Below are 23434 nucleotides of genomic sequence, written 5' to 3' on the forward strand. Positions count from 1 at the left end.
TCTTTACCTATTTGACTACTTTTATTATAGGTGAAGAGGAAAGAGGAAATCAAAACATACTTCTTATACTTTGTCCATATATATGAAGAAGAAAGGGGAATGACGATGGATGTAAGAGAACACACTTTTTTCTCTCTGCTTATTATTAGTTATTTTATTGCCTTTGGGGTTATACTTGGTGGTTCATTAATTGGTGGATTTGGTGCATTTCTTATCGGAAAACCAACTCTCACTTACATTAATCAATTCGCCCAAAATTTAAGAATTTGGGCACTCGTTGCAGCGATTGGCGGAACATTTGATACGTTTTATAGTTTTGAAAGAAGTTTCTTTGGCGGGGATATGAAAGATATCGTAAAACAAATTCTCCTTATTTTTTTCGCAACAGGTGGTATGCAAACTGGTCTTATTATTATTAAATGGCTAACGCAGGAGCATGTATGAGAGTACCAAGTGCCAATACAGCGAAAAGATGGTACTTAGTTTTAGCTGGCGCTGCTGTTGGAGGTGTGTTGAGCTGGTTTATTTTTTTGTACATATACGGTGTTTTTCAAGAAGAACAAGCTAGTAAAATAGCAGAACAAAGAGAAATTATAGAAAAACAAGAAGCAAAGCTCCACGTCCTTCTCGAAGATCAAGAAAAATTGAATACTGAAAATAAACGGCTCTTAACCATTCAAGAGATTAAAATAAAACTTATAAATCGAGAAAAATACGATTTAGACAACCTTACACTCGAAAATATGACTACATCTATCCATAATGACCTCCAGCATCTTTTAACGAAAAACATACAAAGTATCGCAAAAAATAAAGACCTACTCAAAAAAGTAATCGAAAACAAGACATACAAACATTACGATCGGCTATACCGTTTTAAAGTCGATACAATATCTTTTGATACCGTGCTTGAAATTAGCATTACGATAGAGAAAGAAAAATAAAGTGAAACTTTAACCAGTGGGGGTTTTCTTCATCCCCCACTGATTATTAGTTGAACCAATCGGGCTTTTATGGGCAGTTGATCCTCACCTAACTTCTTTGCTTTCGCTGAAATTTGAGGTGGGGGTCTTACTGCCCATTAAAGCGGGATAAAGAAGGAGGGCTTTAGCGCCACTCCTTCTTTTCGTTCTAACATATAATTTCTTATTTACAAATCTCACGTAAATCAGCAAATAGACGATCCGCTTCTTCCCAAGAAGATGCTTTTGCACCAGAAGCCATCGGATGTCCTCCACCGTTATATTGCATTGCTAATTTATTTATAACTGGTCCTTTTGAACGAAGGCGAACACGAATCACATCGTCTTCCTCTAAAAATAGAACCCATGCCTTTAATCCATCAATATTACCAAGTGCTCCAACAACGCCAGATGCCTCAGAAGGAAGTACATCAAACTTTTCTAATACTTCTTTCGTTAATTTAATGTAAGCTGCTCCTTCTTCTACCATCGTAAAGTTTTGTAAAATATAACCGTTTAAACGAGCGATTTTTTCTTTTGTTTTATACATTTCATTGTATAAATCTGTGAATTTCACATCCATATCAACAAGCTCACTTACGTAACGAAGTGTTTTCGCTGTTGTATTCGGGAATAAGAAACGACCTGTATCCCCAACAATACCTGCTAAAATAAGACGAGCTGCTTCTTTCGTTATTTGTAATCCTTTATCTTTTCCATAATTATAAAACTCATAAATCATTTCGCTTGTAGAACTCGCTGTCGTATCTACCCACGTAATGTCTCCGTATGGATCTTCATTTGGATGATGATCAATTTTGATTAACATCTTCCCTTTTGTATAGCGTTGATCGTCAACACGTTCTTGATTTGCTGTATCACAAACGATAACAAGCGCATTTTCGTATACACTATCTTCAATCTCATCCATTACTCGTAAATATGCTAATGACGGTTCATTGTACCCAACCGTATAAATATTTTTCTCTGGAAACGATTCTTGTAGAATTGTACTAAGACCGCCTTGTGAACCTAACGCATCTGGATCCGGACGCACATGACGATGAATAATAATTGTATCAAACTCTTTAATTGCTCCTAAAATTTGCTCATGCATATGTATAATCTCCTTTTTATTCAACTTCTTCACTTCAACGTGCAGTAAAAGCCCAATAAATGTAGGCTAATCATTAGCGCGCGGAAACATCCCCACACTAATGAAAGTCTCACTTTATTCTCCATTATAACGGAAAGTATTTCATACATGCGAACAATTGCTTTATAATAAAAGTTAGAAAGTTTAGATATTTCTTTTTTCTCCACTATTATTTTTCATAAAACGATGGGAGTGTGCATGATGCCAGTATTAGTCTTCTGTATTATCGTCTCATTTATGTTGTATCTCTTCTACAAAACAAAATACTTTCGTACAAACCGCCCAATGGAGAAAGGTTGGCTCTCAGGAAAATCCGCAATGGCACTCGGTTCATTCGTCTTATTCTTCGGGATAAACCAATTCTTTTTAGAACTTTCAACCGCTCGTATTATCGTTGGTGTTTTATTTGTTCTATTTGGTAGTGCAAGTGTATTTAATGGATTTCGCCAATATAAACATTTCTTACCATTAGCAGTTGAAGAAGCCGAAGTCTATGAAACAACGTAAAAAAGCATCAACATTGTGATGCTTTTTTACGTCCTCTAACTTTTAAAATCATATATGCAACAAACGCAGAAGGGATATTGAATGGGTTGCCTTGCACATGAAGGTGTAATTGTTCTTCCCCAAAAGACATTTTTTCATATAGCTCTCGCTGAGATAATCCTGTTTTTTTCTTTTTTTCATGTAAACCTTGTAAGTATAAATATTGAATTGGTATCATCACAACGAAGTAAAATAGTGCGATACTACCAAAAAAGAGTACTGTTGATGACATAATGCATACCACCTTCCAGAAATCCATTTTCTTACAATATAATTATACCATAGTCTAAAATTTAAATGAATTAATATTCTGTTTTTTTATCAGACAATTGTCTCACCGCATAATTCCTCTTCCGCATACTGAATATATCGGCGAATGAAATGATCAGGATTCTTTTTAATAGGTTCAATATCAAGTCTTAATGGTATTTTCCCTGCCATATAAAAGATTCTTGAAGCAGCTCCAAGTCGAATGGCTGATTCTGAAATATTTTCCCCATATCCCATCATGAAGTTTCCCCATGCCTCTTCTAACTGTCCCGAAGCAATTAAATGCAATCTAGGAACACCAATATCAAACTCTTTATACCCAAATCCACATTCATCAAAATCGAGTAAATACCAATCCTCTTTGTCTACAAGAATATTTCCAAAATGCATATCTCCGTGAACAAATTGTTTTTCTCCCAATTGAATTGAGTTTGTAAGTTCTTGTATTCTTTCTGCAATTCTCAAGCATTTATTTTTATCCTCATAAGATAAAAAAGAAGCATGTAATAAACATTGTAAAGGCTCATGAATCATCTTTTTCTCGCTATATATAGGTCTTTCATACCCCCTCCAAGTTTGCGGCACACTTTTAAGCACTCCATTTGTTTTTTCATGAAACTTTCGCATGAATGATCCAAGTTTTTCATAATCTTTATCCTTTGGTTCTATAATTTCATTTCCATTTATAAACCTAAAGACAACAAAATACTGGATACTTCCCTCATCTTTCATAACAGGTGTGACCCAGTCACCATCTTTATTTACAACTACTTCTGGTACTAACATTTGTTTTTGTATTGCTATTAACCAATGTATTTCAGCTTCTATTTGCTCGGCTGTATAACGACCTTCTCTATACTGCCTCACTACAAATTTATTTTTGTCCGATTCAAATATATATGTTTGATTTTCTCCCCCATGCAACAATGAAACTTTCGTAAAACTATTTAAATTATATTGCTTACATAACCATTTTTTAGTGTGAAAATCCATTCCTATCCCCCTAGTTCGTATAGTGAAGCATAGTAATAATTAATAGCTTAAACTTTCTTATCGAGTAATCACCAATTTTCTATCCGTACCGATACATATCCTGCTATTTTTTTACTTCTCTACCCGAGCCCTTACGTAGCTTAAATAATAAATTCAAAACAAAATAAAACAAAATAAAGTTAAAGAAAAAGCCTAAGGGATGAAACGAAATTTCCCATCCGCCATAATAAACAAATGTTTCAGCTGGTACACCAAAGTATAGAAAATCGCCCTTATTTTCTCCAGCTGTAGAGATAAAGGAACAAACAATAGCGAAAATCAAACTTACTACATACAATTTCTTTTTCTTTATATCCATTCTTCTATGTGTTAACACATGAAAAGTTATTGCAAATACTACCCCTAAAAAGAGAATTATTACTCCCATTCGACACCTCCACAATTATTGTTCAAGCATCTTCAAACGATTGCGTGCACATACTTATGAATATGAAACAGAACGCGATAGATTCGATTGCAAACTAAATTTACAAACTCCCTATTGTAGTATTGTAGCGTTCTAAAAAAAATGGAACAAACCAAAGCGGCTTGCTCCATCTTCTTATTTATCAATTAACTGCACCATAAGCAATGCTTTTCCAACAACATTACCTTCATGATGTACTTCTACATCAACCTTACCAAATTTACGTCCAATTTCTAATACTTTCGGATGAACGGATACAACATTGTCAATTTGAACTGGTTTTACGAAATAGATTGTTAAATTCTCAACAATTAAATCACTCTTCTTTTGCGCACGAATAACGCGATTCGTTGCTTCCGTCACAATCGTTGCGAATACACCGTAAGATAGCGTTCCGATTGAATTCGTCATTTGCGGTGTCACTGAAAATTGATATAAGTGTTCATTTTTCGCTTCTTTCGGCGTCATAAATTGATTCGTTACAATATCATCGATTGTTTCGCCGACTTGCGGTTGACGCTGAATCATTTGCAACGCCTGAAGTACATCTTGACGGCTAATAATACCTTGCAACTTATTTCCTTCATCAACAACAGGAAGTAACTCAATACCTTCCCATACCATCATACGCGCCGCAGCTGCGACAGACATTTTTCCATTTACCGTAATCGGATGCTTTGTCATCACTTTATCAATTGGTGTTTCTTTCGCTACACCGATCATATCTTTTGAAGTTACAATACCTAATACCTTTTTATTTTCATCAACAATCGGATATCTTCCGTGCATCGTCTCTTCGTTATACGCATGCCATTGCTGCACTGTATCATCTGGCTTTAAATATAACGTTTCTTCAATTGGCGTTAAAATATCTTCAACGAGTACAATTTCTTTCTTAATAAGCTGATCGTAAATCGCACGGTTAATTAATGTTGCAACTGTAAATGTATCGTAACTACTTGAAATAATCGGCAGTTTTAATTCATCTGCTAATTTCTTCACATGATCTTCCGTATCAAATCCGCCCGTAATTAACACCGCAGCTCCAGTTTCTAACGCTAGTTGATGTGCGTTCGTACGATTACCGACAATAAGTAAGTTTCCAGCTTCTGTATAGCGCATCATCGCTTCTAATTTCATTGCTCCGATTACGAATTTATTTAACGTTTTATGTAGTCCTTCTCTGCCTCCAAGTACTTGACCATCGACAATGTTAACGACTTCTGCATATGTCAGCTTTTCAATATTTTCTTTCTTCTTTTGTTCAATTCGAATTGTTCCGACACGTTCAATCGTACTAACATACCCTTTATTTTCTGCATCTTTAATTGCACGATAAGCTGTACCTTCACTTACACTCAAATCTTTTGCAATTTGCCTTACAGAAATTTTATGCCCTACTGGCAGGCTATTAATATGTTCTAAAATTTGGTTATGCTTGGTAGCCAAATGGTTTCACCATACTTTCTTTTCCCTAAATTCTTCATGTGTTGTATTTTCAGTATACTATATTTTCAAAACTGTTACACTCTCTCTTTATATATCTGTACTATTTTTTTTATAACAAAATACGCCTTACATTACACCACCGCTTCCATTACAACAATGTAATGGTATTGTCATCTCGTTCGATAGTTTGTCCAGCCGCTTCCATATACAATGAAGACAAGAAATAAAACAAAGGAGCGGATACATGATGAAAAAATTATTAGAAGTTGTAGGTGCTGTATTTTTAGCTTTCGTAGACGGGAAAAAAGTTGCAATGGAATTGAATGAAACACCTGAACAGCCACTTCCAAAAAGAAAAGAATCATCAAAACAAGTACAACCTTTACAAGCTGTTCTACACACGTAAAAAACCCTTCACTTGTCTTTTCAAATGAAGGGTTTCTTTTCTATAGTGTAATACTTTCTCCAGCTTCTAATACTTTCCCTGTACAATTTTGTAGCTTTTCTACAAATTGATATGGATCTTGTTCAATTACTGGGAACGTATTGTAATGCATCGGTACAACAGTTTTCGCCTGAACCCATTTTGCTGCTAAAACAGCATCTTCTGGTCCCATTGTGAAATTATCACCAATTGGTAAAAATGCTACATCAATGTTATTTAATTCCCCAATTAATTTCATATCAGAGAATAGAGCGGTATCCCCTGCATGGTACAAAGTCTTCTCTTCTGCTGTAAATAAAATACCCGCTGGCATACCTGTATATGTAATCGTCTTATTTTCTTCATCAATATAACTAGAGCCGTGGAATGCTTGTGTAAACTTCACTTTTCCGAAGTCAAATTCATGTGAACCACCAATATGCATCGGATGTGTTTTTACACCTTGCCAATTTAAAAATGTCGCTAGTTCAAATGGTGCCACTACAACTGCATTATTTTTCTTCGCAAGCTCTACTGTATCTCCAACATGATCACCATGTCCATGCGATAAAAGAATCGCATCTACTTTTACATCTTCAGCCTTTAAATCTGTTTTCGGATTTCCTGTTAAAAACGGATCAATTAAAATTACTTTTCCATTCGTTTCAATCTTTACAACTGAATGCCCATGATAAGATACTTTCATTATTACATTCCTCCCCTTATTACATTCTCACTTTTTATTCTACATGATTTTTCAATTCCCTGTCTTTTCTAACATCGATTTACTTGTCATAACGCTTTCTTCCGAGTTAAAGTTATAGTTGTAATTAAATATCTCGGGGGTGCCAATCGATGAATGCTAGATTAGAAAATTTAATGCAATGGCTAAAAGAAAAAAACGTTGAAGCTGCATTCTTAACTTCTACACCGAACGTCTTCTACATGACAAACTTCCACTGTGAACCACACGAAAGACTTCTTGGTATGTTTGTATTCCAAGAGAAAGAACCTATTTTAATTTGCCCTAAAATGGAAGAAGGCCAAGCACGTAACGCTGGCTGGGCACATGAAATTATCGGTTTTACTGATACTGACAGACCATGGGATATGATTGCAAAAGCAATTAAAGACCGCGGTATCAATGCAAATGCAGTTGCAATTGAAAAAGAACATTTAAACGTAGAGCGCTACGAAGAATTAACAAAACTATTCCCAAATGCAGCTTTCACGTCAGCTGAGGAAAAAGTTCGTGAACTTCGTTTAATTAAAGACGAAAAAGAACTTTCTATTTTACGCGAAGCAGCTAAAATGGCAGACTATGCTGTTGAAGTTGGTGTAAATGCAATTAAAGAAGATCGTAGCGAACTAGAAGTATTAGCAATTATTGAACACGAATTAAAAACAGAAGGCATACATAAAATGTCATTTGATACGATGGTATTAGCAGGTGCAAACTCTGCCCTTCCACACGGTATTCCAGGTGCAAACAAAATGAAACGCGGCGATTTCGTACTATTTGATTTAGGCGTAATCATTGATGGTTATTGCTCTGACATTACACGTACAGTAGCATTCGGTGACATTTCTGAAGAACAAACTCGCATTTATAACACTGTACTTGCTGGACAACTACAAGCAGTTGAAGCATGTAAACCAGGTGTTACACTTGGCGCAATCGACAACGCTGCTCGTTCTGTTATCGCAGATGCAGGTTACGGCGACTTCTTCCCGCACCGCCTTGGTCACGGACTTGGAATTAGCGTGCACGAATACCCAGATGTAAAAGCTGGTAACGAATCTCCATTAAAAGAAGGTATGGTCTTCACAATCGAGCCAGGTATTTACGTACCAAACGTAGGTGGCGTTCGTATTGAAGATGATATTTACATCACAAAAGACGGATCAGAAAGTTTAACAAAATTCCCGAAAGAATTACAATTTGTAAAATAACAAAAAGGCAGCTTGAGTGCTGCCTTTTTCTATTTCCGCTTTAAAACCATCTTCTCCTCATACTTATCATCCCATTTAATCACAATCTCTATCGGTTCATCTTTAGATAGAGGCGCGCAACTTACACAAGAAGATTTCATTTCAACCCTTGCTCCTTTATGAACTTCTGACGTTTGTGTCATTGTACGAAACGCTTCACTAATAGAAATCTCCAAATTTTTGAATTCTGTATTTCCATCTCCGCCCTTATACTGAAACTTAAACATTCCATCTTCACTGTCATCCTTAATATATCCTTTATATTGCCCCGTCCAACTTTTGCTCTCGCTTGAAAAAGTAACATACCAAATCGAACAACTCCCTAAAAAGAAAATACTAATGAAAAAGAATAATGCTCTCTTCATCATGCCCCTCCATTCAAATGCACTTATTTATCCCGCATTAACGGGCAGTAAGATCCCGGATTGGTTCAACTAATAATCAGTTTGGGATGCCCCCACTGATTAAAGTTTCACTTTATTGTCTATTTCTTCCTCTTATTATGCTGTAAGGATACAGATTTTTCTAAAATAGGAGATTTATATGTTACAACAACAGTTAGAAGAACTTCGTAATAATAATTACGTAATGGATAATACAATTAACATGGATTCTTTAAATTCCAAAATGCTTAAACATATCGGTGTTACTGATAGCTATTTAAGAGACAAACTTATTTACTCTACTTTTTATCATTTCATCAAAAAGGAATACCTTTTACACACGCAATTACAGAAACTACTATTAGCCCTTCATGAATTAGTGGCTCAATTACCCGTCAAAAAACAAACATTACATATTGAATCGTACGAGTTTCTATATGGGAACATAAAATCTTTCTTACGCAGCTTATTTTTCAGACTGCGCAAGCTTTCTATATGTGAAGAAACTGAATGTGAAGTTGAAAAATTGCTACAAGAACTTCCAAAATATTATAAAAAAAAGAAGGCCACTTAAAAAGTGCCTTCTTCTATTTCACTAATATTTAATTGAAATTTCACGATCCAAACTGAGAAAAGGTGGACAAGAAGCGCAAACGCCATACATGCTCCGCTTAAAAAAGTTAGTATAGGATGCGAATACACGTGCCCTAATCCATAAGATATTGCCACGAAAAACATTGTTATGTAAATATAAATTGCTCCATGTATTTGCCTCATATAAACCTCCTTTTCACATAGTATACCATAAATTTTCTGATTATTCACATTAATAGACTGTAATTAATATTTCTCAACTGTTACACCTCTAACAGCAGCCTTAATATATGGTGCTCCTTGTAAACTTTGTAAATCCTCTGTTTTTCCTGTTACGACTACACCGTATATTGGTAGGTCTTTTGGTTTTGTGTTTTTTATTTCTTTATAGTTTGTCCTAAAAGATTCGTGATATCCCCTTTTATTTTCACTTAAAGATATCTAAATACAGCTTTCTAAATGTTTATTATAATAAAAAGCACATCTATTTTGATGTGCTCTACGCATATACTTTAGTAACATATGAATCATTTTTTGAAACAAAAACTCCCACTCATCTCTCCTCACACTATAGTTATGACTTAGTCGCCATAATAATTGAACGAGGATAAAACCCCAGCTTTTCATAAAACGATACAGCTTCATTTCCGTACACTACTGTTAATTCAATTTCATCTATCTTCTTCGCTTTAAACCATTCCACTGCACTATTCATTAATTTCAAACCAAATCCGTTTCTTCGGTATTTTTCATCAACGAATAAAACTTCAATCTTCCCACTTGCTCTTTTACTATACGCTATACAAAATCCTAATATATCATCTGTTTCCGACTCAACTAATAATTCAATTCTATATTCTCCGTACTTTGAATTTTGTTTATAATTTTCAATACGTTCCTCAAATGTCATTCTTGGATAATCACCAGAAAAATATTTTGATTTATTGTTATGATATTCATGCAATTTATTTAAAGGTTCTCTTACTATTTCTATTTCATCGAGAGTGATATATTTATTATTAATTCTCATCCTACAGCATCTCCAATAATATATATTCCAACCAAAAAGATGACCATGTTACGGTTACAAAATACCAATCTATTATTTCATCGCATCCTTCACAACTTCTTGAATCATAACGACTTCTGTTTTCATATCAACAGCGGGTGCTTCTTCATCAATACATTCATACCAAAATTCCAAATGCTTTTTATCAATTTCATGATGAGAATTTTCGACAAGAGCCCCGCCTTCTCCTTGCACAGAATACCAATATAAGTACTCTTCTCCATCTCTTATTTCCCGGAAAATTGTCTCAACGTACATCTTTTCGTCGTTTAATGTCAAAAGTACTTCTTTCATATTGTCATTAAGAAGCTGCATCCATTCATCTACACGATGACTTTTACCAGGCTTTACTTTAAATCTCGTTAATTCCACATTCATTTTTATTCCCCCGTTTTCTTCCGTACAAATAATCTATATTCTATTGGATTATGAAAACTTAATTTGCTAGCTAATTTTCGCGAAGAAATATTGTCTACATAACAATCCCAGCACGGTGTAATATCATTTTGCATGCAATGTTCAATGAACCGTGTTGCAACAGCTTGGGCTAATCCTTTCCCTTGATATGCTTTATGCGTCACAATATCAATTTCAGCGAATCCATTCCCACTAAATATTGAAACACATTCCGCTACAATCATTCCCTCTTGTTCTATACAAAATCCAAAACCACCGTTTAAAAATGTTTCTTTTGATCCCCAATATTCTTTGTAATACTCCTCTGTAAATTCACTGCTTCGTTCTATATCTCTTCTATCAATACGCTTCACTTCATATGTATTTTTGTTACAATCTCGTTTTCTCCCTTCAAAGGTTACACTTTGAAATTTCATTCGCGGAATGTCCCGAAGTACATGACTAAAACGCTCGTCAATCATCATTTCCCACTCGTCACTCGAAGTGAACAATGTAAATCTCTTCTCTGTTTTTTCAATAGCCTTTTTTATAAACGAAAATAAATCTTCGTTATAATTTTGATCATCCGTATGACCAAATACATAATAAATGCCATTCGCTGTACGAATTAGTCCTGCTGTTAACTTCTCGTTTACAAAAACCTCACCATCTATTACTTGATCACATACCGCATAAGCAAACGTCGTCGTTTTTGTATGACTTTCTAAAATCGGAAGGATTTTTCTATACTCGGCTACAGATAATTTTTTCATAATTGCTCCACTTTAATCGTATCCGCCTCTATATTTTCAAAACAAAGATTTACCGTTCTCTTTAATGCTCTCGTTCTATGAATCGTGCATGCTGGAATTAAGATAGAATCATTCGGCTTTAAAACCGCTGTTTCTCCATCTTCAAAATCGATAAGTAATTCTCCCTCTAGTACAATAAATAATTCATCCGAATTAGAATGATAGTGCCAATCGTATTCACCAGTAAATACAGCAATTCGTAGGCAATGACTATTTACATTTGAAACGACGAAGTTTTTATGTTGATCTTGAATGTCTTTTGTTAATTCTAATAAATTCACAGTCTCCATATTTCGTCCCACCCTTTCATTAATCGTTCTTCTGAAAAAACTAATTTAATCTCCACCGCCTCCGCAATCTCCTCCGCCATCACTTGAGCTACTACAATCACTGCTACTGTAGTCACCGAATCCACTTGATGAACTTGAGGCGTATGAAGATTTTTTGCTCATTTTTCTTTGCTTATCTTTCTTACTTTCATGACTAGGCCATACTTTATTAAATAATATAAAGAATAAGATTCCTTCTACCATAACAAGTGTAACGCCAAAAATACCTTCAATAAAATTAGGGGTGATCCCCAAACTTTTAACCATTCCGCATAAAAACACACAAAAAATTACGTACAAGAACATACAAATATACCGAAATGTTTTCTCTATCATAATGACTATTTTTTTAGAAAGAGGTATGTTCTGTTCCTGTTTTTTCTTTATATACTCTTGTCTCTTTGCTTGCTTTTTCCTCCTCTTTTTACTTCCCACCCAATCCCCTCTTTTGACTTTCATTTTTCATTTAATTCCAAATTATCACAAAAAATAACATTATAACAAGCTATATTTCACGTAAAGTTTTATTTACTTTTTGTAAAGTTTTATTTACTTATTACCTAAAAATGGATATAATAAATGTAACAAATTTACAAAAAGGAGACTTTGTATATTTGATTAAAAATAAGGTAAAACAATTCCGCGTCGTTAGAGACATCACCCAAGAACAATTAGCTTCCTCTGTTCAAATCACTAGACAATCCCTCATCGCTATCGAAAAAAACAAATACAACCCAAGTTTAGAATTAGCATTGAAATTATGTGAGTTTTTCAACTGTAAAGTAGAAGATTTATTTCAATTAGATAAAACTGGGGAGGAAAAAGAATGAAAAATACTTTTAATCAAAAGTTCATTTCGCATCTTACCATTTTGCTGTTAGGTTCAGCTCTTCTTTATTTCAATAGTAATGACGAAGAAAAGATTAGTTCTGTCCTTTTATTCGCTGGCGTATACATACTCTTCTCCTTGATACTATTCGTAGTGAAACGAATATTCTTTAAGAAAAAAAAAGAACGATGCAGAGAAATATCCCTTACCCGAAATGGATGAAAGAATCGAGAAGATGAGTTTAAAACTTATGGCACAAATTTTCGGTCTCTCTCATTTAGTCGGATCTGCGATACTATTTATTTTATATATCACTGACAAAAACTCGATGATACGAGTTGAGTATGCCTTATATTACTTGTTCGGCATTCTTTTCTTTACAATGATGTTTGGATTGAAAATTGTAAAGAAACTAGACAATTAATCTAAACAAAAAGCCCCTCCTTGCGTAAGGAGGGGCTTACATGTATTTCTATTATGATAAAGCAGGAGCTTTTTCAAGTAGCTCTTTCGCATCAGCGTATTGTAAGCCGTGAGCTTCTGCAACTGCTTCGAATGTTACATATCCATCTAATGTGTTAATACCTTTTAATAATGCAGTGTTGCCTAGGCAAGCTTCTTTGTAGCCTTTGTTCGCAATTTGTACTGCATATGGTACTGTTACGTTTGTTAATGCAAGAGTTGATGTACGTGGAACCGCACCTGGCATATTAGCAACTGCATAATGAACAACGCCATGTTTTTCGTAAGTCGGGTTGTCATGAGTTGTAATACGGTCAGTTGTTTCAAAAATACCACCTTGGTCAATCGCGATATCTACAACGACAGAACCTGGCTCCATTGATTGAATCATTTCTTCTGTTACAAGTTTTGGCGCTTTTGCACCTGGGATTAATACTGCACCAATAACAAGGTCAGATTCTTTTACAGCTTCTGCGATGTTGTATGGATTAGACATTAACGTTTTTACTTGGTTACCGAAAATGTCATCTAATTGACGAAGACGTTCTGCACTTAAGTCGATGATTGTTACATCTGCACCTAAACCTACTGCAATCTTCGCTGCGTTTGTACCAGCTTGACCACCGCCGATAATTGTTACTTTGCCGCGTTTTACCCCTGGAACGCCTGCCAGTAAAATACCTTTACCACCTTTGTTTTTTTCAAGGAATTGTGCACCAATTTGTGCAGACATACGACCAGCTACTTCACTCATAGGTGCAAGTAATGGCAGTGAACGATTGTCTAATTGTACTGTTTCGTATGCAATTGATACAACTTTGTTATCAATTAATGCTTTCGTTAATTCTGGTTCTGGAGCTAAGTGTAAGTATGTGAATAAAATTAAACCTTCACGGAAATAGCCGTATTCACTTGCAACTGGCTCTTTTACCTTCATAACCATATCTTGATTCCATGCTTCTTCAGCAGTTTCAACAAGTTTTGCACCAGCTTGTACGTATTCTTCATCCGTAAAGCCAGATCCTAAACCTGCTCCTTTTTGAACAAAAACTTCATGACCATTTTGTACTAAATGTACTGCTCCCGCTGGCGTCATTGCCACGCGGTTTTCATTGTTTTTAATTTCTGTTGGAATACCGATACGCATGATTAGTTCCCCCTTGAGTTATGAAATGACCCCTGAATCATTTTTTAAAGCGCTTTCTACGCTCTTATATTTTAACATAATATCTCAATATTTGACAAAAAATAATACAAGTTTTCCGATAGATTTAATCTTACATGAAAGGACAGTATTATCCGCACCTCTTTGCATACAGGATAAACTGTCCAATCATTCGAAACTTCACTTTATTTTTCTCTATCGATGTCTATGAATAACATCTACTGCACCAGTCACTTCAATAATTGTACCGGTAATCATATCGGAATCGTCCTCACATAAAAACGAAATCGTTCTTGCGATATCTTCGCCTGTTCCAGATCTACCAATTGGTGTGTTACGTTCTTTCAACTGACGTGCTTCTTGAATTGTCGCTTCTTTCATTTCACCAATAATATCACCAGGACATACCATGTTTGCAGTAATACCATATTCCGCTTCTTCGTAAGCAACTGTTTTCGTTAATGAAACAAGTCCTACTTTCGCTGCCGCAAAAGCTGAACGATAAATCCATCCCGGTGCGCTATCTGCCCCTTGGAATCCGTAATTAATAATACGGCCAAAGTTCTGTTTTCTCATAACTGGAACGACAAGTTTCAACAAATGAAATACCGCTGTTAAATTACCCTGAATCATTTCATTCCATTCATCTTCTTCATAATCGACTAACTTTTTTCGTTCAAATACATATGGACCAGCATTATTAATTAAGAAATCAATTTTGCCAAAACGGCTTATCGCTTCTTCTACTATTTTATGTAAATCTTCCTTTTTCGTGACATCCGCTTGCACGAATTGTAGACGCTCTTCCATATTTTTATATGTTTCTTTCATCTTTTCCATAGCCGTGATATCGCTATGATATGTTACTGTTACTGAATAGCCTTTAGCCAATAATTTTTCTGTTACTTGCTTTCCTAAACCTTTCGTACCGGCTGTAATGAGCGCGTGTCTCACAAAACGGCCCCCTTTTAAATTGCTATAGTTCATATGTAACAAGTTCTTGCGCCAATTACAACTAAAATGAATCAAAACAGAGTTTTCGAAATTCTGTAACGTTTCCGACAAGCACATTACCAAAATTTGTTTTATAATAAAGTTGTAAACGGTAATAAAAATGATTGGGAGGAATTTACTATGAATAATACATATACAAATATTTTAATCGCGGTGGATGGTTCTAAAGAAGCAGAAAAAGCCTTTAAAAAAGCAATTCAAGTCGCAAAACGCAACAATGCAACATTAACTATTGCTCATATCGTTGATGTAAAAGCATACTCAGCAGTAGAAGCTTATAGCCGTGCAATTGCTGAACGTGCAAATCTATTTGCAGAAGACTTATTAGAAGACTACAAAAAAACTGCGCTTGAAGCTGGCCTTGAAAAAATTGAAACTGTATTAGAATTTGGTAATCCTAAATCAAAAATTTCAAAAGAAATTGCTCCAAATCATAAAGTAGATTTAATTATGTGTGGTGCAACTGGTTTAAATGCTGTTGAGCGTTTCCTAATTGGTAGCGTCTCTGAACATATTATTCGCTATGCGAAATGCGATGTCCTTGTTGTTCGTGGTGATGAGGAGCAAGGTGAGCTTTAATTTATAAAAATAAATAGGGTAGATAAGAGGCTTCCTCTTATCTACCCTATTTTCATTTACACTTTAAGAATTCTGTAATCTGGATTATGCTGTTCCCAGCCTCCTTGTGTATTTACACTCGTATCGCCATCACCATCTACCCATATTGTTCTCCCGTCAGGTAAAACTCTTTCATGGGGTGTTACATGATGAGTATTCGGGTTTTCCTCCGCTGCATATTCTACATCCATTGCTTCTGGAGCTGATGCTTGTGCTACACTATCGCCTTCTACTCCGTCGGCGATTCCATCCACACCATCAATTATATCAATAACTCCAACTGAGAAGACGCCTACAGCTGCAACCTTCGCTAATTCTTTTCCTGCTTCTATCGCTTTATCAGTATCTCCCTCCCGTATCGCTTGCACCGTTTCAACTCCCTTTTCTGAAACATGTACAATACCTTTCCCAATTGTCGTTGCCGTATCTTGAACCGTTCCCAGTATTTCTTTGTATCCTCGCTTCGCTTGCTGTTTATCATCTGTAATGAGACCGCCTATAGCATCATACGTCCCATCAGCAAGATTCCCAACGATTTCTCCAGTTTTAACCGTAGCTTTATTAACCCCTTTTCCAACATCCTTTATGAAATTACTGTTCGTAACTTCGCCTACTACTTCTATCGCACCGCCCACTACTTCAGCTGCAGCTTTAGACACTGCTCCAGTTACTGATTTTATTAAACCCATACCGCATCCCCTTTTTTAAATAAATCATTATATAATATTATTACAATTATAATTATATAGCTGTAGTCTATATAACTACAACTTATTTCACATACTTCACTATAAATACAAGACAAACTAGCACACTAATAGCTACTGCCAACACATAAGGCGGAAGAAACTTCAAAGACCACAATGCCATCATAATCGTAGCTACTGTTAAATAAGATTGCCTTGCATCTTCTGTCATTTTTTTACGAAGGCAGAATACATACAAATAACCAATTGGCGGCGTAATAAAGCAAAGAACATATATGATTTTAGATTTCAAATACCATTTTTGTTCCCCTAGTTTCTTTATATCTTCTTCTATTCTCTTATGCTCTTGTTCTCTCGCTTCTTCTACAAGCGGATCTTCCTCTTCTCCTCGCTTTTCTTTCATATAAGGAAGAAAGTGCATGAAAAAATAGTATGCAAATACGAACGCTCCAAAGCCAATATTTAATCTTTCTAATGGAACATGCTCACTAAAAAAGACAGCAGTAAGCGCTAAGGATAAACAGTACGTCATCATCCAAAATGAACGTTTTCTCTTTTTTCGTTCTATCTCTTTTTTATCATGTACATGTTTTCTTTTCGAAAGCCATATCGAAATACAGCAATCTACTACAAATAGAATACAGATAAATATCCCAACGTGTACTGTCTCTACATCCTCAAATGAAAAGATATTTGGGAATGCACTGTGTAATACAATTAATGTGTACAAAATTAAACCTATAAAATAAATACGTCTCATTTTCCATCCCTTTCTTATTTCCTAACATTAGGTTAACATACATTTTTTAGAAATAGACGGACAAAATATATATGTTTAAAAAAGGAGGATGCTATATGGATGATTCTGAACGTATTATTTTAGATGTGAATGGAAAAGAAATCGAAATGTTAGATACGATTCGTACTCATTTTAAAGAGAAACATGGTGTGGAACTAAGTAACGGTGCATTGCTTAGAGATTTGATGGATATTGAGTATATTCGAATTACGGAAGATCGGCATAAGTATGATTAATTTTAGGCTATAAAAATTACAAAAGAAGGTACACTTCCCTCTACTAAGGTTAGCGTACCTTCTTTCTTATCAATCAACTTCCCACAAACTCTCCAACTAACCCCTTCGCCTTCTCCAAAGCCTTTTCAATTTGTTCAAACCCAGTCCCGCCAGCACTGTTACGGCGCTTTACAGCCGCATACGGTGACAGCACTTCATACAAATCTTCTTCAAATAACGAGCTCATTTCTTTATACGTTGCAAGTGGTACATCTACTAAATAAATTCCTTTTTGTGTGCAGTGCAGCACTAGCTTTCCAACAATTTCATGAGCTTGACGGAACGGTAGTCCTTTGTTTGCTAAGTAGTCGGCAATTTCTGTTGCGTTAGAGAAATCTTGCGTTACAGCTTGCCCCATTTTTTCTTTGTTTACAGTCATTGTCTCTAGCATGCCTGCCATAATATGAAGGCATCCTTCTACTGTTTTTACTGTATCAAACATTCCTTCTTTATCTTCTTGCAAGTCTTTATTGTAAGCGAGCGGTAATCCTTTCATTACTGTAAGTAAACTAAATAAATTACCGTATACTCTGCCTGTTTTACCACGGATTAGTTCCGCCATATCTGGATTTTTCTTTTGCGGCATAATGCTGCTTCCCGTTGCGTATTGATCGCTCATTTCAATAAATTGAAACTCTTGGCTACTCCATAAAATAAGTTCTTCGCAAAAGCGTGATAAGTGCATCATAAGCATAGAGGAGTTACTTAGGAACTCCAGTATGAAATCACGATCGCTTACTGCGTCTAAACTATTTTCATACATTCCATTAAATCCAAGAAGCTCCGCACTATATTCTCGGTCAATTGGGAATGTCGTTCCTGCTAACGCTCCTGCTCCTAATGGGGAAATGTTAATACGCTTTAATGAATCTTCATAACGATTCACATCACGCTCTAACATCCAAAAATAAGCGAGAATATGATGCGCAAATGAAATTGGCTGGGCACGCTGCAAGTGCGTATAACCAGGCATAATTGTTTCAATATTATTTTCTGCTTGATGAACAAGAACAGTTTGCAATTGTTTTGTAGCTTTTATAATATGTTCTACTTTTTCTTTTAAATATAAATGCATATCTGTCGCTACTTGATCGTTACGACTTCGGCCAGTATGAAGTTTCCCGCCTACTTCACCGATTTTTTCAATTAACATCTTTTCGATATTTAAATGAATGTCTTCCGCTTCAACGGAAAAATGCAATTTATTTTGTTTCGCTTCTTCTAATAAATATTGAAGACCTATCTTTATTTTCTCTGCTTCTTCTTTCGTAACGATGCCTTGCTTTGCTAGCATCGTTACGTGTGCAATACTTCCGTTTATATCTTGATTTACTAATTGTTGATCGAAGGAGATGGATGCTCCGAACTCTTCAACCCACGCTTCCGCTTCTTCTGTAAAACGTCCGCCCCAAAGTTTGCTCACGCTTCCACCTTCTTTTGATTCACTTGGCTGTATACTTTCGTCGGTAAACCGAATAATGAAATGAATCCAACTGCTGCATCATGATTAAATTCATCCTGAGCAGTATACGTTGCTAATTTTTCATCGTATAAAGAGTACTCAGATTTACGTCCTTCTACAATCGCATGGCCTTTAAATAATTTCACACGCACCATGCCTGTTACATTCTTTTGCGTTTCTTGTAAGAAAGCATTCAGCGCTTGTTTTAAAGGCGAGAACCATAAACCGTTATAAATAAGTTCTGTTATTTTCTGCTCAATCATCGGTTTAAAGTGAGCTACTTCTTTTACGAGTGTTAAATCTTCCAGTTCCTTGTGCGCCGTAATTAATGTCATCGCTGCTGGGCATTCGTATACTTCACGCGATTTAATACCAACAAGGCGATTTTCTACGTGATCGATACGTCCAACGCCATGTTTTCCAGCAAGTGCATTTAACGTTTTAATAAGTTCTGAAAGTGGGTATGCAGTACCATTTAAAGTCGTCGGTACGCCTGCTTCAAAGCCGATTTCTACAAACTCTGGTTTATTCGGTGTATCTTCTAATGCTAATGTCATCTCATATGCATCTTCTGGCGGCGCTGCCCATGGATCTTCTAAAATGCCACATTCATTGCTACGTCCCCATAAATTTTGATCGATTGAAAACGGGCTATCTAAATTAATCGGAATTGGTACATCGTTTTCTTTTGCATAGGCAATTTCTTCTTCACGTGACCATTTCCATTCACGTACAGGCGCAATCACTTCTAAGTAAGGATTTAACGCTTGAATAGAAACTTCAAAACGAACTTGATCATTCCCTTTCCCTGTACATCCGTGTGCCACTGCAGTCGCACCTTCTTGTTCTGCAATTTCCACTAATTTCTTCGCGATAAGTGGGCGTGATAACGCTGAAACGAGAGGGTATTTCCCTTCGTATAACGTGTGCGCTTGCATCGCCATCAATGCATATTCATTTGCAAATTCTTCTTGAACATCAATCATATATGATTTAATTGCACCTACTGAAAGTGCCTTTTCTTTTACAAATGCTAAGTCTTTACCTTCCCCTAAGTCTAAACAAAGCGCGATAATATCATAATTCTTCTCTTGTAACCATTTAATTGCAACGGAAGTATCAAGACCTCCGGAATATGCTAATACAACTTTTTTCTTCTCCATTTTGCATCCCCCTAAAGAATAAATATTCATTTTACTTTATAATAATTCACACTTTAACACCTTTTACAAAATGTATCAAGAGTCATTTTCAAATTTTTTCAAACAATTTCGTCGAACTTCTTTCTATTTTTTTGTACAATATAAGCAGGAAAACGGGGGTGAACTTATGGAAAAGTATTTCTTATACGATAATCATCTCGGAATTGAAATTCCGCATTTACAAGAAGACTGGGAAGATATCCCCGAAAAAGTGCAACATGCGATTTTATTAAAATGGGAACAAGTTCGCGGAAAGATTCCTGATCGTATAAAAGAACTCGAACATTATATTAATGCAAAACAGCATCATTTAAATAACGAAGAAGACTTCGAAATTTCTTGCAAACTGAATTCAGAAATTGCCGATCTCGCTTCCATCATTAATGACCTTTGGCTTTGGTATCGACTCACTCAAAATGTATCTGAGGGGAAAGCACACCAATAAAAAAAGCATGCCCCTCAATTACTTTGGGTCATGCTTTTTTGTCGTAACACGATTTACAATATATTTCTTGTGCTGTTTTTGCCAAACACGCATCAAATGGACCAACTAATATACTTCTTTCTTTCGGCAACTTTACAAAAGCAACAAGCTCTTCTTCATATTGAATCTTTTTCTGACATGAAACACATGTTAACTCTTTTCTTTTAAACATGTCTTTTAGCATATTTTCACTCTCCTCTTTATCTATCTATATTAATATACTCTCATAATAGTTAAAATTTGTAAAAATATGACACATTATAAAGTAAATGATTCATATACTATGTACAAAAGGAGGCCTTACACTTATGCGCGCTTTCGTTATTATCGCTTTAACTTTTTTAAGTGTGATTAGCTGGGATGCGTTTTTTAAAGATAAAAATGATGATAAAAATACAACTGAATAGAAACTCTTCTTTTCTTACTTATTGGACAAACTAAAAAAACTGTCCAATTCTCCAAAATAACTTAGGCTTTTCTACAAAAATATTTAAACATAACAATTTTTGTAGATTTCCTCCGTTTATTGTCGGTTTCCATCCGCATACATTTTTTGAAAGTATGATATAATAATATAAATCTTGAAGGAAGGGATTTTGATATCATGATCGCTCGAAGGAGCATGTGGCATCGTATTGACGAATCATACACGTAGCGTATTTTCCAGCTCAGATACTTTAGTCTAGCGAAAAAAATACGAGAGTGGGGAAATTATGATTGCCCGAAGGATAATTTGGCAAAAAAAAGACTCTTCTTACACATAGCGTTTTGTTTAGGGCTTAATTGTTACTAGCTAAACAAAACAAAGAAGAGCAGGATTGCTAAATGAAGAATCCTACTCCACGTTTTGTTTAGTCGTTTTAAGACTTAAACTAAAACGAAAGTAGGGAGAATTGATGGACGAGAGGATTATTCGTTATTTCTTCAGCGACATATAGCGTAGTTAGTTTTTTCGTAAACTAACTGAAGCTACATGTGAGCTCGTAGTTAGTTTACAACACAAAAAAGGACTACTAACTACGGAAAGAAGGAATAACGATGAGGAACATCCAAAGTCGACAAATTATTAAAGAAGTTTTTATGGTTTTAATCGGTTCATTTATTTTAGCAGCAGCGCTATATCACATTCACTTCCAAAACCACTTAACAGAAGGTGGCTTTGTAGGTATCGCACTATTCATCCAAAATTTTTATGATATTTCACCATCTATTTCAACTGTAATGATGGATATCCCAATTATTTTACTATGTGCGTCATTGTTAGGTAGAAAAATGGTTGGCTATTCATTTTTAGGTTCAATTTCATTCGGAGTATTTTATTCTCTTATGGAAAATTATTCTCCATTTACGGTCGATTTATCAAACAATTTATTTATAGCTGCAGTAGTTGGCGGTGCGTTAGCTGGTATTGGACTCGGTTTTATATTGCGATTTGGCGGTGCAACCGGTGGAGACGACATTTTAACAATTGTATTAAGTAAAAAAACACGTTTTACAATTGGGCAAATTTTCTTCGTCTTTGACGCGATTGTTCTTGCGCTTTCATTATATTATTTAAATTGGACAGAAATTGCTTTTACTATTCTTTCAATTGCCGTACAGGCAAAAACATTGGATTTAATTTATTATCCAAAAACAGAAAAAGCAGAAGAAAAGCAGCCAGTATCTATTCCAATGTCCAAAAAGCATGCAACAAATTAAAAAAGCGAAAGGCTTCGGCCTCTCGCTTTTTTTATGCCCGTTTTTCCTTCTCGACTATGTGGCGCACTTGATAAAATCTATTTGCAAATTCAGTAACGTTTCTTGTTAAACGATAATTTACTGTAGACCCGATTGCCATTCCAATTACCGGAATACCTTGGAATAATTTACGACGAAGAGCATAAATCGAAAATGTTTTCAAAATTTGTTTTAAAATAATTTCAGTAGAAGCTGGTTGTAACACCGCTTCATCTCCTTCGTAGAAGAAGGAATCTTCTTGTTCTAGCTCTTGCAGTAAATTGTACCATGCGTATTGCTGAAGTCTTCCTGGTAGTAATGACGCATGAAATACTTTTAACGCAAGCATCATTTCATACGGCTTGTTCACATCATGCCCAAATGACGTTGCAATAAGTTGGACAGCCTTCACATTTAACGCAATCATAACCGGAAAATCAGCTGTTAATAATAATAAACCTCCAGCACCCGTTGCTCCGCCTTGTACGAATGAATATAGGCGATGGCGTGCTGTTTGCTGCTCTGCTATGTATGTTAATTGGTCAATAGATAATGCTTTTAAATCCTCTAGTTGCTCAATCGATTCATCAAATAATCTCGATGTTCCTAAAATACGATTACGCGCATCTAACTGTGATTGTGAACTTTGAATCAATGCATGCAAATGAAAGAGCCATCCATCTGCTTTCGTAAAGAAATCTTTTCGTTTTTTCTCAGGTAGTTTCGCAATTGTAGTATGTACCCATTTATCAAACAGTTTTTGAAAATCAGTCGCTTCTTGCTCAACTAATTGCGATTCCCATTCTTTTATATTGTCTAAAATGGCTTGTTCTCGCTTCGATCGCATCGTAACAACC

At 35.5% G+C, this 23434-nt stretch carries 32 protein-coding genes and 2 pseudogenes; 12 read left to right on the forward strand and 22 right to left on the reverse strand.

Annotation, left to right across the window (positions count from 1 at the left end; genetic code table 11):
* Positions 1–30: 30 nt before the first annotated feature.
* Positions 31–444 carry a YtrH family sporulation protein gene (locus tag PDQ68_RS05105; protein WP_001998397.1) on the forward strand — a complete coding sequence of 138 codons (414 nt, stop codon included), beginning with the start codon at positions 31–33 and terminating at the stop codon, positions 442–444.
* A complete protein-coding gene (ytrI, locus tag PDQ68_RS05110; RefSeq protein WP_001265736.1) occupies positions 441–944 on the forward strand; it encodes a sporulation membrane protein YtrI in 504 nt (167 codons plus the stop codon). Before PDQ68_RS05105 ends, ytrI begins: the two co-directional genes overlap by 4 nt.
* A 202-nt stretch (positions 945–1146) precedes the next feature.
* Here the strand turns inward: ytrI and PDQ68_RS05115 are convergent, their stop codons facing one another.
* Positions 1147–2079: a DHH family phosphoesterase gene (locus PDQ68_RS05115; protein WP_000545151.1), complete on the reverse strand. Its 933-nt coding sequence runs from the start codon at positions 2077–2079 to the stop codon at positions 1147–1149.
* Positions 2080–2319: 240 nt separating this feature from the next.
* Here PDQ68_RS05115 and PDQ68_RS05120 point away from each other — a divergent pair, with 240 nt between their 5' ends.
* Positions 2320–2625, forward strand: coding sequence for a YtpI family protein (locus PDQ68_RS05120; protein ID WP_001144773.1), 306 nt, complete (start codon positions 2320–2322; stop codon positions 2623–2625).
* Between the two features lie 7 nt (positions 2626–2632).
* Here PDQ68_RS05120 and PDQ68_RS05125 read toward each other — a convergent pair whose 3' ends face one another.
* The 4 genes from PDQ68_RS05125 to PDQ68_RS05140 form a co-directional block, all read right to left on the reverse strand.
* On the reverse strand, positions 2633–2896 hold the full coding sequence (locus tag PDQ68_RS05125; RefSeq protein WP_000099741.1) for a DUF3949 domain-containing protein: 264 nt from the start codon (positions 2894–2896) through the stop codon (positions 2633–2635).
* A gap of 89 nt (positions 2897–2985) precedes the next feature.
* Positions 2986–3927, reverse strand: a complete 942-nt coding sequence (locus PDQ68_RS05130) for a phosphotransferase enzyme family protein (RefSeq protein WP_016718650.1) — start codon at positions 3925–3927, stop codon at positions 2986–2988.
* A gap of 103 nt (positions 3928–4030) precedes the next feature.
* The gene (locus PDQ68_RS05135; RefSeq protein ID WP_016718651.1) at positions 4031–4354 is read right to left on the reverse strand and encodes a hypothetical protein; all 324 of its coding nucleotides are present in this window, start codon (positions 4352–4354) and stop codon (positions 4031–4033) included.
* 174 nt (positions 4355–4528) lie between these two features.
* A complete protein-coding gene (locus tag PDQ68_RS05140) occupies positions 4529–5842 on the reverse strand; it encodes a CBS domain-containing protein (protein WP_000201583.1) in 1314 nt (437 codons plus the stop codon).
* Between the two features lie 244 nt (positions 5843–6086).
* On the opposite strand from PDQ68_RS05140, the gene PDQ68_RS05145 reads away from it, so the two are divergent.
* Entirely contained in the window at positions 6087–6248 is a 162-nt protein-coding gene (locus tag PDQ68_RS05145) for a hypothetical protein (RefSeq protein ID WP_000976302.1), read from the forward strand.
* Positions 6249–6288: 40 nt separating this feature from the next.
* Here PDQ68_RS05145 and PDQ68_RS05150 read toward each other — a convergent pair whose 3' ends face one another.
* Entirely contained in the window at positions 6289–6972 is a 684-nt protein-coding gene (locus tag PDQ68_RS05150) for a metal-dependent hydrolase (protein ID WP_061183841.1), read from the reverse strand.
* Between the two features lie 149 nt (positions 6973–7121).
* Here PDQ68_RS05150 and pepQ point away from each other — a divergent pair, with 149 nt between their 5' ends.
* Complete coding sequence (gene pepQ / locus PDQ68_RS05155) at positions 7122–8219, forward strand: Xaa-Pro dipeptidase (protein WP_061183840.1); 1098 nt, start codon at positions 7122–7124, stop codon at positions 8217–8219.
* Between the two features lie 29 nt (positions 8220–8248).
* Here the strand turns inward: pepQ and PDQ68_RS05160 are convergent, their stop codons facing one another.
* Complete coding sequence (locus tag PDQ68_RS05160; protein WP_061183839.1) at positions 8249–8623, reverse strand: hypothetical protein; 375 nt, start codon at positions 8621–8623, stop codon at positions 8249–8251.
* A gap of 178 nt (positions 8624–8801) precedes the next feature.
* Between PDQ68_RS05160 and PDQ68_RS05165 the strand changes: the two genes are divergently transcribed.
* Complete coding sequence (locus PDQ68_RS05165; RefSeq protein ID WP_016718653.1) at positions 8802–9215, forward strand: hypothetical protein; 414 nt, start codon at positions 8802–8804, stop codon at positions 9213–9215.
* Here PDQ68_RS05165 and PDQ68_RS05170 read toward each other — a convergent pair.
* From PDQ68_RS05170 to PDQ68_RS05200, 7 genes and pseudogenes are all read right to left on the reverse strand, one after another.
* Positions 9212–9418 carry a hypothetical protein gene (locus PDQ68_RS05170; protein ID WP_001248905.1) on the reverse strand — a complete coding sequence of 69 codons (207 nt, stop codon included), beginning with the start codon at positions 9416–9418 and terminating at the stop codon, positions 9212–9214. The two genes, PDQ68_RS05165 and PDQ68_RS05170, sit on opposite strands and share 4 nt — an antisense overlap.
* A 63-nt stretch (positions 9419–9481) precedes the next feature.
* A pseudogene (locus PDQ68_RS05175) lies at positions 9482–9673 on the reverse strand (anti sigma factor C-terminal domain-containing protein); the annotation flags it as partial.
* Between the two features lie 136 nt (positions 9674–9809).
* Complete coding sequence (locus PDQ68_RS05180; protein ID WP_001222303.1) at positions 9810–10265, reverse strand: GNAT family N-acetyltransferase; 456 nt, start codon at positions 10263–10265, stop codon at positions 9810–9812.
* Between the two features lie 72 nt (positions 10266–10337).
* Positions 10338–10682 carry a DUF6176 family protein gene (locus PDQ68_RS05185; protein ID WP_016718654.1) on the reverse strand — a complete coding sequence of 115 codons (345 nt, stop codon included), beginning with the start codon at positions 10680–10682 and terminating at the stop codon, positions 10338–10340.
* A 2-nt stretch (positions 10683–10684) separates the two neighbouring features.
* Positions 10685–11473, reverse strand: a complete 789-nt coding sequence (locus PDQ68_RS05190) for a GNAT family N-acetyltransferase (RefSeq protein ID WP_061183838.1) — start codon at positions 11471–11473, stop codon at positions 10685–10687.
* A complete protein-coding gene (locus tag PDQ68_RS05195; RefSeq protein WP_000450952.1) occupies positions 11470–11802 on the reverse strand; it encodes a cupin domain-containing protein in 333 nt (110 codons plus the stop codon). The genes PDQ68_RS05190 and PDQ68_RS05195 overlap by 4 nt, the downstream gene beginning before the upstream one ends.
* A 45-nt stretch (positions 11803–11847) precedes the next feature.
* The gene (locus tag PDQ68_RS05200) at positions 11848–12276 is read right to left on the reverse strand and encodes a hypothetical protein (RefSeq protein ID WP_061183837.1); all 429 of its coding nucleotides are present in this window, start codon (positions 12274–12276) and stop codon (positions 11848–11850) included.
* A gap of 131 nt (positions 12277–12407) precedes the next feature.
* Here PDQ68_RS05200 and PDQ68_RS05205 point away from each other — a divergent pair, with 131 nt between their 5' ends.
* Positions 12408–12671, forward strand: a complete 264-nt coding sequence (locus PDQ68_RS05205; RefSeq protein ID WP_002003636.1) for a helix-turn-helix transcriptional regulator — start codon at positions 12408–12410, stop codon at positions 12669–12671.
* A pseudogene (locus tag PDQ68_RS05210) lies at positions 12668–13094 on the forward strand (hypothetical protein). The gene PDQ68_RS05205 and the pseudogene PDQ68_RS05210 overlap by 4 nt, the downstream one beginning before the upstream one ends.
* 51 nt (positions 13095–13145) lie before the next feature.
* Here PDQ68_RS05210 and ald read toward each other — a convergent pair.
* Both ald and PDQ68_RS05220 read right to left on the reverse strand, forming a co-directional pair.
* Positions 13146–14279, reverse strand: a complete 1134-nt coding sequence (ald, locus tag PDQ68_RS05215; protein WP_016718657.1) for an alanine dehydrogenase — start codon at positions 14277–14279, stop codon at positions 13146–13148.
* 213 nt (positions 14280–14492) lie between these two features.
* Entirely contained in the window at positions 14493–15284 is a 792-nt protein-coding gene (locus PDQ68_RS05220) for an SDR family oxidoreductase (RefSeq protein WP_061183835.1), read from the reverse strand.
* A 147-nt stretch (positions 15285–15431) separates the two neighbouring features.
* Between PDQ68_RS05220 and PDQ68_RS05225 the strand changes: the two genes are divergently transcribed.
* Positions 15432–15890 carry a universal stress protein gene (locus PDQ68_RS05225; RefSeq protein ID WP_001066673.1) on the forward strand — a complete coding sequence of 153 codons (459 nt, stop codon included), beginning with the start codon at positions 15432–15434 and terminating at the stop codon, positions 15888–15890.
* A gap of 56 nt (positions 15891–15946) precedes the next feature.
* Here the strand turns inward: PDQ68_RS05225 and PDQ68_RS05230 are convergent, their stop codons facing one another.
* Both PDQ68_RS05230 and PDQ68_RS05235 read right to left on the reverse strand, forming a co-directional pair.
* Positions 15947–16618, reverse strand: a complete 672-nt coding sequence (locus PDQ68_RS05230) for a hypothetical protein (protein ID WP_016718659.1) — start codon at positions 16616–16618, stop codon at positions 15947–15949.
* Between the two features lie 82 nt (positions 16619–16700).
* Positions 16701–17396 carry a hypothetical protein gene (locus tag PDQ68_RS05235; RefSeq protein WP_016718660.1) on the reverse strand — a complete coding sequence of 232 codons (696 nt, stop codon included), beginning with the start codon at positions 17394–17396 and terminating at the stop codon, positions 16701–16703.
* A 95-nt stretch (positions 17397–17491) separates the two neighbouring features.
* Between PDQ68_RS05235 and PDQ68_RS05240 the strand changes: the two genes are divergently transcribed.
* Positions 17492–17671, forward strand: a complete 180-nt coding sequence (locus tag PDQ68_RS05240; protein ID WP_000342760.1) for a hypothetical protein — start codon at positions 17492–17494, stop codon at positions 17669–17671.
* A 73-nt stretch (positions 17672–17744) separates the two neighbouring features.
* Here PDQ68_RS05240 and argH read toward each other — a convergent pair whose 3' ends face one another.
* Together argH and PDQ68_RS05250 are read right to left on the reverse strand one after the other, a co-directional pair.
* Complete coding sequence (gene argH, locus PDQ68_RS05245; RefSeq protein WP_016718661.1) at positions 17745–19133, reverse strand: argininosuccinate lyase; 1389 nt, start codon at positions 19131–19133, stop codon at positions 17745–17747.
* Entirely contained in the window at positions 19130–20335 is a 1206-nt protein-coding gene (locus tag PDQ68_RS05250) for an argininosuccinate synthase (protein ID WP_000412314.1), read from the reverse strand. Before PDQ68_RS05250 ends, argH begins: the two co-directional genes overlap by 4 nt.
* 166 nt (positions 20336–20501) lie before the next feature.
* Here PDQ68_RS05250 and PDQ68_RS05255 point away from each other — a divergent pair, with 166 nt between their 5' ends.
* Positions 20502–20819, forward strand: a complete 318-nt coding sequence (locus tag PDQ68_RS05255; RefSeq protein WP_061183834.1) for a hypothetical protein — start codon at positions 20502–20504, stop codon at positions 20817–20819.
* Between the two features lie 28 nt (positions 20820–20847).
* Here the strand turns inward: PDQ68_RS05255 and PDQ68_RS05260 are convergent, their stop codons facing one another.
* Positions 20848–21042, reverse strand: a complete 195-nt coding sequence (locus PDQ68_RS05260; protein WP_000910290.1) for a hypothetical protein — start codon at positions 21040–21042, stop codon at positions 20848–20850.
* An 854-nt stretch (positions 21043–21896) separates the two neighbouring features.
* On the opposite strand from PDQ68_RS05260, the gene PDQ68_RS05265 reads away from it, so the two are divergent.
* Entirely contained in the window at positions 21897–22559 is a 663-nt protein-coding gene (locus PDQ68_RS05265) for a YitT family protein (RefSeq protein ID WP_001244531.1), read from the forward strand.
* A 31-nt stretch (positions 22560–22590) separates the two neighbouring features.
* Here the strand turns inward: PDQ68_RS05265 and PDQ68_RS05270 are convergent, their stop codons facing one another.
* Positions 22591–23424: an EcsC family protein gene (locus PDQ68_RS05270; RefSeq protein WP_001256870.1), complete on the reverse strand. Its 834-nt coding sequence runs from the start codon at positions 23422–23424 to the stop codon at positions 22591–22593.
* Positions 23425–23434 lie beyond the last annotated feature (10 nt).

It is taken from the genome of Bacillus cereus group sp. Bc010 (genome assembly GCF_027716745.1).
In the GTDB taxonomy this organism is placed as follows: domain Bacteria; phylum Bacillota; class Bacilli; order Bacillales; family Bacillaceae_G; genus Bacillus_A; species Bacillus_A pacificus.